The 9,632-nt window shown below is 71.6% G+C and carries 11 protein-coding genes; 8 read left to right on the top strand and 3 right to left on the bottom strand.

Annotation, left to right across the window (positions count from 1 at the left end; genetic code table 11):
* Nucleotides 1-156 precede the first annotated feature (156 nt).
* Together ABZV06_RS16105 and ABZV06_RS16100 are read left to right on the top strand one after the other, a co-directional pair.
* Entirely contained in the window at nt 157-1,299 is a 1,143-nt protein-coding gene (locus ABZV06_RS16105; RefSeq protein WP_355622074.1) for a geranylgeranyl reductase family protein, read from the top strand.
* A gap of 31 nt (nt 1,300-1,330) precedes the next feature.
* Nucleotides 1,331-2,101 (top strand): isoprenyl transferase, encoded by a 771-nt coding sequence (locus ABZV06_RS16100; protein ID WP_355239430.1) that lies wholly within the window; start codon nt 1,331-1,333, stop codon nt 2,099-2,101.
* On the opposite strand, the gene otsB is transcribed toward ABZV06_RS16100, so the two are convergent.
* From otsB to ABZV06_RS16085, 3 genes are all read right to left on the bottom strand, one after another.
* Nucleotides 2,098-2,922, bottom strand: a complete 825-nt coding sequence (otsB, locus tag ABZV06_RS16095; protein ID WP_355239433.1) for a trehalose-phosphatase — start codon at nt 2,920-2,922, stop codon at nt 2,098-2,100. The two genes, ABZV06_RS16100 and otsB, sit on opposite strands and share 4 nt — an antisense overlap.
* 66 nt (nt 2,923-2,988) lie before the next feature.
* Nucleotides 2,989-3,342 (bottom strand): hypothetical protein, encoded by a 354-nt coding sequence (locus tag ABZV06_RS16090; RefSeq protein ID WP_355239436.1) that lies wholly within the window; start codon nt 3,340-3,342, stop codon nt 2,989-2,991.
* Nucleotides 3,343-3,504: 162 nt separating this feature from the next.
* Nucleotides 3,505-3,948: an XRE family transcriptional regulator gene (locus ABZV06_RS16085; RefSeq protein WP_355239439.1), complete on the bottom strand. Its 444-nt coding sequence runs from the start codon at nt 3,946-3,948 to the stop codon at nt 3,505-3,507.
* Nucleotides 3,949-4,212: 264 nt separating this feature from the next.
* Here ABZV06_RS16085 and ABZV06_RS16080 point away from each other — a divergent pair, with 264 nt between their 5' ends.
* The 6 genes from ABZV06_RS16080 to ABZV06_RS16055 all read left to right on the top strand — a co-directional run bounded on the left by ABZV06_RS16080 (nt 4,213) and on the right by ABZV06_RS16055 (nt 9,598).
* Nucleotides 4,213-4,593: a hypothetical protein gene (locus ABZV06_RS16080; RefSeq protein WP_355622071.1), complete on the top strand. Its 381-nt coding sequence runs from the start codon at nt 4,213-4,215 to the stop codon at nt 4,591-4,593.
* 31 nt (nt 4,594-4,624) lie between these two features.
* Complete coding sequence (locus tag ABZV06_RS16075; RefSeq protein WP_355239444.1) at nt 4,625-4,978, top strand: hypothetical protein; 354 nt, start codon at nt 4,625-4,627, stop codon at nt 4,976-4,978.
* Between the two features lie 414 nt (nt 4,979-5,392).
* Nucleotides 5,393-6,808 (top strand): PhoH family protein, encoded by a 1,416-nt coding sequence (locus tag ABZV06_RS16070; protein WP_355239446.1) that lies wholly within the window; start codon nt 5,393-5,395, stop codon nt 6,806-6,808.
* Nucleotides 6,809-7,083: 275 nt separating this feature from the next.
* Nucleotides 7,084-7,761 carry a lytic transglycosylase domain-containing protein gene (locus ABZV06_RS16065; protein ID WP_355239448.1) on the top strand — a complete coding sequence of 226 codons (678 nt, stop codon included), beginning with the start codon at nt 7,084-7,086 and terminating at the stop codon, nt 7,759-7,761.
* Between the two features lie 109 nt (nt 7,762-7,870).
* Nucleotides 7,871-8,524, top strand: coding sequence for a rhomboid family intramembrane serine protease (locus ABZV06_RS16060; RefSeq protein ID WP_355239451.1), 654 nt, complete (start codon nt 7,871-7,873; stop codon nt 8,522-8,524).
* Between the two features lie 105 nt (nt 8,525-8,629).
* The gene (locus ABZV06_RS16055) at nt 8,630-9,598 is read left to right on the top strand and encodes an NAD(P)/FAD-dependent oxidoreductase (protein WP_355239454.1); all 969 of its coding nucleotides are present in this window, start codon (nt 8,630-8,632) and stop codon (nt 9,596-9,598) included.
* Nucleotides 9,599-9,632: the final 34 nt, after the last annotated feature.

The raw sequence follows: 9,632 nt of genomic DNA, 5'->3' as shown, positions 1-9,632 counted from the left end.
GCGTGGGCGTGGGCGTGGGCGTGGGCGTGGGCGTGGGCGTGGGCGTGGGCGTGGGGCGCGGGGCGCGGGGCGCGGGGTGGGGCGTGGGGCGGGGCGGGGTTGGGTGGGGGAAGATTGCGTGGCGGTGGTCACAGCGGGCGGGACGGGAGGTGCGCGGTGAGCGACGAGTTCGACGTGGTGGTGGTGGGTGCGGGTCCGGCCGGAGCGGCCGCCGCGCTGACGGCCTGCCGGGCGGGTGCCAGCGTGTTGCTGCTGGACCGTGCCGACTTCCCTCGGGACAAGGCGTGCGGCGACGGGATCGCGGCGCACTCGGTGGACGTGCTCACCGAGCTGGGCGTGGCCGACGCGGTGGCCGGGTACGCCCCGTTGCCCGCGCTGCGGATGGTCGCGCCGGGCGGTCAGGCGGTGGCTCGGGCGCTGCCCCGGCCGGCGTACACCGTGCCCCGGGAGGTCTTCGACGCGCGACTGGTGGCTGCCGCGGTGGCCGCGGGCGCGCAACTGCGCCGACACAGCGTCCGGCGGGTCCAGCCGCGCGGCGATCGGGTGGTGCTCGACGGGGAGCTGTCCGGCCGGGTGGTGGTGGGCGCGGACGGGGCCGGGTCGGTGGTGCGCAGGGCCCTCGGTCATCCGGTCAACCCCGACCGGCACCTCGCGCTGGCCATCCGTGGGTACGCCCCCGCGCTGCCCGGCCCACCCGAGCAGCTCATCGTCACCTCGAAGGCGCGCTGGCCGGCGTACGCCTGGTCGTTTCCGATCGGTGACGGTCGGGCGAACGTCGGGTACGGGGAGGTGCTGCGTGGCGAGCCGCTGAGCCGGACGTACCTGCTGGACCGCCTGGCCGCGTTGCTGCCCGGCACCGACCTGTCGACGGTGACCGCGTTGCGCGCCCACCACCTGCCGCTGTCCACGCACCGGCCGACGCCGGGTCGGGACCGCACCCTGCTCGCCGGGGACGCCCTGTCGCTGATCAATCCGTTCACCGGGGAGGGCATCTTCTACGCGCTGCTCTCCGGTGCGCTGGCCGGGGCCGCGGCGGCCAGCGAGCCCGAGGCGGCGGCCCGCCGCTACGCCGCTGGTCTGCGTCGTCGCCTCGGCACCCACCTGCGCCACAGCTCGGTGGCCGCCTGGTTGGCACGGCGGCGTCGGGTGGTCGACGCGGCCGTGCGGGCTGCCCGTCGGGACGACCGGGTCTTCGACGATGTTGTCGAGTTGGGGCTCGGCGACGGGCGGCTCACCGCCCGTACGCTGGGCATGATCGGCATCGAACTGTCCGGCGGGGATCGCCCTCCGAAGGGGTGATCCGGCGGGAGGGTCGCTACGCTGCTAGGTGATGACGCTGCGGAACCTTATCTACTCCGTGTACGAGCGCCGGCTCACGGCAAAGCTCGCGGGCAAGCCGGTGCCCCGACACGTCGGAGTGATGTGCGACGGCAACCGCCGGTGGGCCCGGGAAATGGGCTACGTCGACCCGAACGACGGGCACCGGGTCGGCGCGGCGAAGATCAAGCACGTACTCGGGTGGTGTGACCAGGCCGGTGTCGGGCACGTCACCCTCTATCTGCTCGCCACCGACAACCTGCGCCGCCCGGCCAGCGAGCTGGATCCGCTGCTCCAGATCATCGAGGACCTGGTGGTGGAGCTGTCGGAGGAGGGCAATCCCTGGCGGCTGCGCATCGTCGGCGCGCTGGACCTGCTGCCCGCCCAGACCGCCGCGGCCCTCAAGGGGGCCGAGGAGCGTACCCGGGACCGCAGCGGCGGCGCGGAGGTCAACATCGCCGTCGGGTACGGCGGCCGGCGGGAGATCACCGATGCCGTCCGTTCGCTGCTGCTCGAGCACGCCGCCTCCGGCGGCACCATCGAGGAACTGGCCGAGGTGCTGGACGTCGAGCACATCGCCGAGCACCTCTACACCCGTGGTCAGCCCGACCCCGACCTGGTCATCCGCACGAGCGGGGAGCAGCGGCTGTCCGGGTTCATGCTGTGGCAGTCCGCGCACTCGGAGTTCTACTTCTGCGAGCTGAACTGGCCGGATTTCCGGCACATCGACTTCCTGCGCGCGCTGCGCTCGTACGCCACCCGCCAGCGCCGCTACGGCGCCTAGGGCAGCCGGCTCAGGGCCCGGGTCAGGAAGTCGCCAAGCGCATCCGGGGACTCGATGGTCAGGTCGGCGGCGTCGGCCACCTCCTGGCCCGTCTCCGGGTTGGCGACGGCCACGCAGACGCCGAAGAAGTCCGGGTCCGCCTCGGCGCGGGCACGGACCGCGGCGAACGCCTTGATGTCGGAGACGTCGTCGCCGAAGTACCACGCCCCGGTGGCGCCCTGGACCACCTCGCCGATCACCATGCCCTTGTCCCGGTCGACGGGTGGCTTGAGTTCCAGCACCATCCGGCCGGCCTGGACCCGCAGCCCCAGCCGGTCGGCCTGCGCCTGACCCCACTGCTGCACCGTCGTGCCGAGCTGCGGGGCCGTACGCCAGTGCAGCGCGACCGAGAGCCGCTTGTACTCCACGAGGGCGCCGGGCGGCAGCTCCTCCCGAGCCAGGTCGGCCAGCTCGGACATGGTGGGCACCCACGGCAGGGCGGTGGGCTCGGTGACGGTCTCGCCGCCGGAGTGGCTGTGCTCCAGGCCGTAGAGGCCGTAGAGGTCAACGCCGCTCAGCTCGCCGAGGCGGTCGCGCAGGAACTCGACGGGTCGCGCGGAGACGATCGCGATCCGCTGCACCACTGGCGCCAGCGCCTCGATGGCGGCGAGCGCGTTGGGCGCGGGTCGAACCGCCGTCGGGTCGTCGTCGACGGGCGCGAGTGTGCCGTCGAAGTCGAAGAAGAGCACGGTTCCGGCGGCCCGGCCGGCAGTTATCTGCCACGCCTGGTCGGCGTTCAGCGGGGTCCTCGGCTGGTGGTTGCCCAGATTCAACGGCGGCACGCGCGTCAGCGTACCCCGGCGTTGGGGGCTCATTCCTGGCCGAGCGGACCCACTCGGCGGCGCTCGTCAGCGTTCGGCGGCCCCTCGTCCTCGGCGGCCGAACGGCACCACCGCCGCCTCCTGGCCGTGGCTCAGCAGGTAGCCCTCCACGAAGCCGGTGTTGCGATCCCCGGTGTGGGTCTCTATCTCGGTGAGGCGTGCCACCAGGAACTCGGTGAGTGCGCTGATCCGGTCGTTGAGCCGCTCGTGCAGCTCCGCGACGACGGCCAGGATGACCGCCGTGCCGGCGCTGGTGAGCGCGAGCAGGTTGACGAGCAGCGGCAGCTGCCCACCGTTGACCGCGAGGGTCACCACGTTGCCAGTCGCCCACAGTGTCAACGACACCGTGGCGACCACGACTGCCCACCACTTCAGGGTCATGGACAGACCCCTCCTTCTGTCCCGCAGGGCTAGGTTCGGCCTTGTCCCGTCCCCCCGCCGATGACGAGCCCAAGCAGTACGAATAGGGACGCTAGCGTGCCCGATCCTGCCCCGGAGCGAAACGAATGAACCTGACCAGGCGTTCTTTCGCCATCTGAGGAACTACCCGGCCTGATTACCTCTTTTTCGGACATCGACCGGCAGCGTTGGGCGGTATGCGAGGTATCTAATGGTTTCGCGGATGTGGAACTTCTCCGCGTCCGACACGTTCGGGTCGACCAGGCGGCGCAGCAGGGCCTCCACGTCCGGGTCCATCGGAGGGGCTGGCTGGCCTGCGCGTGGACCGCTCGCGGTGCGGTCCCAGCCGAGCGCGGCGAAGGCGGCGGCGGGATTCAGCCCGAGGCCCTCGCAGAACGCGACCACGCGTTCGGCCTCGGGGTCGCTGGCCCAGTCGCCACGAACCCACCGGTTGATCGTCTGCCGCGAGACGCCGGTACGTCGTGACACCTCGGTGCCGCTCCAGGCACGCGTCGCCCGCGCCTCGTCGAGGGCGCGCCGAACGAAGGTGGCGAAGGCGATTTTTCGCGCGTTGGCCGTCTCGGTCACCCCGTGACGGTACGACCAGGCGTCCGCAGGTGTTTGCCCAGCCACGCTGCTGTCACGCGGACGTGACGGCACTCTCGGATTCGCGGTAAACGATCCAGAATCACTTTCGAGGGGTGTCACCCGGGCAGAATAGATGCCCGTCGTGGTGAATGTAAGCGGACGAAAAGCTGATACTGTCACGCTCATGGGACAATCTACGGTGTGTCACGTGCATGAGACGATTGGTGCTCACATGCGTCACGCCCCCGGTGCCGAGGGGGTGTGGTGACCGAGCTCGCCACCCGAGCCCAGGCCTTCGGGCTGATCGCCGAGGGGGTGGCCGCGGGGTTGAGTGCCCCGTGGCGCCTCTACCTCGCCCAAGGCTGCCGATATTTGTCGCTGAGCGTTGGCGACCGCACCGAGTGGAACGCCTGGCGTACCCACCTCGGCTGCCCCGAGCTGAGCGTCCGGGTCTACGACGCCGGCGGGGAGATCCGCCGCTCCTCGGTCGCCGAGGTCGTGCTCGACGGCTGCCGGATCAGCGTCGAGCTGGTCGAGGAGGTCAGCACCGACGACCTGGATCGGCTGCTGGTCGCCGACCCCACCGCCGACCCCACCGCCGACCCCACCGCCGATTCCACCACTGTCGAGCCGGAGGAGCGATGAGCAGGCGTCCGGGCCGGGGCGGGGCCGCCCGATGAGCCCGTTCCTCGTGGTCTTCCTCGTCCTGGTGCTCGGTGCCACCAGCTACGCCGCCGGTCGCCTGCACGGACAGCTCAGCTACCGGATCGGCTACCGCTTCGGCTACCGCCAGGGCTACTTCGACGGCGACCGGGGCGCCTGGAACCGCCGTCGCCGCGACGCCCAGGCGGCGATCGCCAGCGCGCTGTCGGTCTCCTCGCCCGCGGCCGTCCGCTCCGCCGGCACGGTGGTACGCCCCGAAACGGCGGCCCGCCCCGGCACCACCTACACCGGTTCGTCGTTCACCGCGCCGGCCGCCCCGATCACCGGGCGGCACCCGACCGGCACGCTGGTTCGACGGACCGGCTGAGCCGGCCGGCGGGCCGCTGCGAGCGTCCCGCCGACCGGCGCGCGGAAACGCGGTGCGTCGTCCGCGACGGACACGCACCGTCGGGGCCACGTCAGACCGGTGACGGTGGCCCCGCCGGCCGGGATGCGCGCAGGGGGCATGCATCCCGGCCGGCTCGCCGCGTCGTGGGACGTCCCCGCGCCGGCTCGTCCGTTCGGCGCTGTTCACATGGCCGTCTCCAGAGATCCACGATCGCCCCTAGCCGGGACGGTCCGCCGCCGCTAGCGTCTAGGCATGGCGCGGGGTTCTCCCGAGCCAGCCGGTCCGCCCGGATCTGCGACCTCGCGCACGGGGTTCCGCATCCGACCCCGTGTCCCCGGGCACCGGACGAGGCGGAACACGGGTGGCCGGGTGCCCATCCGTCGGAGCAGGCCTGTGACGACTCGCCGTACCACCGCCGGTGCCGACCAGACCCCGGCCGCGACTGCCACGACCCGCCGTGCCACCCGGAGCCGCCGTACGGCGGCCGCCGCGCCGGCCGATCCCAAGGAGCCCCGACCAGCGGGGCAGGCATTCGTTCTGGACACCTCCGTGCTGTTGTCCGACCCGGCGGCGTTCCACCGCTTCGCCGAGCACGAGGTGGTGCTGCCGCTGGTGGTCATCACCGAGTTGGAGGGCAAGCGGCACCACCCGGAGCTGGGCTGGTTCGCCCGGCAGTCACTGCGGATGCTCGACGAACTGCGCATCCTGCACGGTCGGCTGGACACGCCGGTGCCCGCCAACGACGTCGGCGGCACCCTGCGGGTGGAGCTGAACCACACCGACGACGGCGTGCTGCCTCCCGGCTTTCGCACCGAGAGCAACGACGCCCGGATCCTGTCGGTGGCGCTCAACCTCGCCGCCGAGGGGCGGGACGTGACGCTGGTCAGCAAGGACATGCCGCTGCGGGTCAAGGCGGCCTCGGTGGGTCTGCGCGCCGACGAGTACCGCCACGGCCAGGCCAGTGACCCCACCTGGACGGGCATGTCCGAGCTGGATCTCGGCGAGGAGCAGATCTCCGCGCTGTACGCCGGTGAGACGCTCGACGTGGACGAGGCGGCCGGGTTGCCCTGCCACACCGGGCTGGTGCTGCACTCGTCCCGTGGTTCCGCGCTCGGGCGGGTGCTCGCCGACAAGTCGGTCCGGCTGGTCCGGGGCGACCGGGAGGCGTTCGGGCTGCACGGCCGCTCCGCCGAGCAGCGCGTCGCCCTCGACCTGCTCCTCGACGAGACGATCGGGATCGTCTCGCTGGGTGGACGGGCCGGCACCGGCAAGTCGGCACTGGCGCTCTGCGCCGGCCTGGAGGCGGTGATGGAGCGTCGCCGGCACAAGAAGGTCATCGTGTTCCGCCCGCTGTACGCCGTCGGCGGTCAGGAGTTGGGCTACCTGCCCGGCTCGGAGTCGGAGAAGATGTCGCCGTGGGCGCAGGCGGTCTTCGACACGCTCGGCGCGGTGGTGCACGAGAACGTGCTGGAGGAGGTCACCTCGCGGGGCATCCTCGAGGTGCTGCCGCTGACCCACATCCGGGGGCGCAGCCTGCACGACGCCTTCGTGATCGTGGACGAGGCCCAGTCGCTGGAGCGCGGGGTGCTGCTGACCGTGCTCTCCCGCATCGGGCAGGGGTCGCGGGTGGTGCTCACCCACGACGTGGCTCAGCGGGACAACCTGCGGGTCGGCCGGCATGACGGCGTGACCGCGGTGATCGAGGCATTGAAGGGTCATCCGCTCTTCGCCCACGTCACGCTCAGCCGTTCGGAGCGGTCGCCGATCGCCGCGATGGTGACCGACCTGTTGGAGGACATCCCGTTGTGATGCGGATTTTGTAGCTATTCGTCCCTATTTTCGGTGTGGCACAGATCACAAACGGCGTGGTCGGTTTCCCATGTGTCTCACTGTGCGCGATGGTGTCCCACGAGCGCCCACGCACCACAGGCATCGTCGGTGATCGTCGTCCCACCTCGGGGCGGCATCAGTGACGGTCGGTACGTCGGCGCGACCGGCTCACCGGTCGGGGCGCTCACGGCACGGCTGAGGGCTGACGTGGCCCGGTCGCGCCGTGTCCTTGCCCCCGACGAAGGGACCACTTCGTGAGTCGGCTGTGGAGCCGGTTGGGCGCCCGTACGGCCGCTGTCGCGTTGCTCTCCGTGGGCGTCGCCGGTGGCTTCTACCTGGGCGAAGACCGGGAGACCCAGCAACAGGGCCTGACCGCGCAGGAGAGCGTCGAGGTCGACCGCGTCGACTTCGCCTACCAGCGCGAGCGCCAGGCCAGCCATCAGGTCGGGTTCGCCCGGCAGCGGGCCGCCGAGTACCAGGCCAAGCTGCGGGCGGCTCAGGCTGCCAAGGAAGCCGCCGAGCGGGCCCGCAGGGCCGAGGCCGCAGCGGCATCGCGCAAGCGCGAGCGGGACGCGGCGGAGAAGGCCGCCAAGCCGTACGACGGGCCGATCCCGGCATCCTGCGCGGAGTACAGCGGCAACCGCAAGATCGGCTGCGCGCTGATGCTCGAAAAGGGCTTCGGCATCTCCGAGTTCCCCTGCCTGGAGAAGCTCTGGACCAAGGAGAGCGGCTGGAACCACAAGGCCAGCAACGGCTCCTCCGGCGCGTACGGCATTCCGCAGTCGCTGCCGGGCAGCAAGATGGGCTCGGTCGCGGACGACTGGAAGACGAACCCGGCCACCCAGATCATCTGGGGGTTGGGCTATATCAAGGGCAAGTACAAGTCGCCCTGTGGCGCCTGGACCTACTTCCAGAACAACGGCCACTACTGACACGACGTCCGACGGCGGGGTGGATGGACGACCATCCGCCCCGCCGTCGCGCGTACCCCGGTCGGGATGCGAGTGGCGGTAGGCCCCGTTTGCTGATAGCAGTTGGGGGGTGAGCCTGCACCCGCCAAGCGGCGACCCGTTCCGGTTCGGCACCGAGGCGTTCTACGCCTCGCTCGGCCGGGCCTTCGTCGCCATGTGCGCGGTGGTCCCGTTCCTCTTTCTCATCGAGGCGATCGACCAGGGGCTCGCGTTCGGTCTGGACGCGACCGCCGGCATCATCCCGCACCGCATCGACGGCCTCGACGGGGTCTTCTTCTCTCCGTTCCTGCACCACGGCTTCGACCACCTCTACAGCAACAGCATCCCGCTGATCCTGCTGGGCACCTTCGTGCTGGCCGCCGGCGCGCGCCGGTTCCTGTGGTCGACCCTGATCATCATCCTGGTCTCGGGGCTGGGGGTCTGGTTCACCGGCTCGCCGAACTCGATCGTGGTCGGCGCGAGCGGGGTGATCTTCGGCTACCTCGGCATCCTGCTCACCCGCGGCATCGTCGAGCGCAGTTGGTGGAACTTCGCCGTCTTCCTGCTCGTCGGCCTGCTGTACGGCTGGCAGCTCGTCGGCATCCTCCCCACCGACGAACGGATCTCCTGGCAGGGGCACCTGTTCGGGCTGCTCGGCGGCGTGGTGGCGGCGATCCTGTTCCGTCGTCGCCGGCCCACGGTGGACGGTCCGGACTACTCGGGGTCCACCCTCAGCCTGCCCTGACCTGCTCGTCGGCGCGCCTCTGGGACATGCTTGCCCGACCGCTGCGCCCCGCCTACCGTCGTGATCAGCACGCGTTGATCCGCGAGCGGAAAGCGACGGTAAGCCATGCGCGAGGTCGATGTCGCCGTGATCGGGGCCGGTCCCGCCGGCCTCTTCGCCGCGTACTACGCGGGTTTCCGAGGGCTGTCCGTGGCGGTGATCGACGCGCTGCCGGAGCCGGGCGGCCAGATCACCGCCATGTACCCGGAGAAGCTCATCCTCGACGTCGCCGGGTTCCCCGCCGTCAAGGGGCGAGACCTGGTCGCCAACCTCGTCGCCCAGGCGGCGCCCTTCGGTCCGCAGTACCTGCTCGGGACGAGGGCCGAGAAGCTGTCGTATGCCGACGACCGGCCGGTGCTGGGCCTGGCCGGCGGCGAACAGCTCGGCTGTGGCGCGGTCGTGGTCACCGGCGGGCTCGGCAGCTTCAGCCCACGGCCGCTGCCCTGTGCGGACGGCGCCCCCGGCGACGGCATCGTCTACTTCGTGACCGACCCGGCCGAGCTGACCGACCGGGACGTGCTCATCGTCGGCGGCGGCGACTCGGCCTTCGACTGGGCGCTGGCGCTGGAACCGCTGGCCCGCTCGGTGACCCTCGTGCACCGACGGGAGAAGTTCCGGGCACACGCCTCGACGGTCGCCCGGGTGCTGTCCCTGCCGGTACGGGTGGTGGTCAACGCCGAGGTCACCCGCCTGGTCGGGGACGCCACGGTGACCGGTGCCGAGGTGACCGTGCGCGGCGGCGCGGCCGAGACCCTGCCGGTGGACACGGTCGTCGCCGCCCTCGGCTTCACCGCCGACCTGGGCCCGCTCGCCGAATGGGGGCTCCGGCTGGACCGCCGGCACATCGTGGTGGACAGCGCGATGGCGACGAACCTGCCGAGGGTCTTCGCGGCCGGCGACATCACCGAGTACCCGGGCAAGGTGCGCCTGATCGCCACCGGCTTCGGCGAGGCCGCCACGGCGGTCAACAACGCTGCGGTGGCCATCGACCCGAGCGCCCACCTGTTCCCCGGGCACTCCTCCGACGTGGGCTGACCGTGGCCCTGGCACCTCCCACCCGCGTCGATCT

The sequence above is a fragment of the Micromonospora sp. NPDC005172 genome, assembly GCF_040608555.1.
In the GTDB taxonomy this organism is placed as follows: Bacteria; Actinomycetota; Actinomycetes; order Mycobacteriales; family Micromonosporaceae; genus Micromonospora.
This window is presented reverse-complemented; position numbering and strand designations above follow the sequence as displayed.

Excerpts from the sequence above, each read along its gene's own strand:
- ABZV06_RS16100 (WP_355239430.1), top strand. The coding sequence starts at position 1,331 with ATGACGCTGCGGAACCTTATCTACTCCGTGTACGAGCGCCGGCTCACG.
- ABZV06_RS16090 (WP_355239436.1), bottom strand. The coding sequence starts at position 3,342 with ATGACCCTGAAGTGGTGGGCAGTCGTGGTCGCCACGGTGTCGTTGACA.
- ABZV06_RS16075 (WP_355239444.1), top strand. The coding sequence starts at position 4,625 with ATGAGCCCGTTCCTCGTGGTCTTCCTCGTCCTGGTGCTCGGTGCCACC.
- ABZV06_RS16055 (WP_355239454.1), top strand. The coding sequence starts at position 8,630 with ATGCGCGAGGTCGATGTCGCCGTGATCGGGGCCGGTCCCGCCGGCCTC.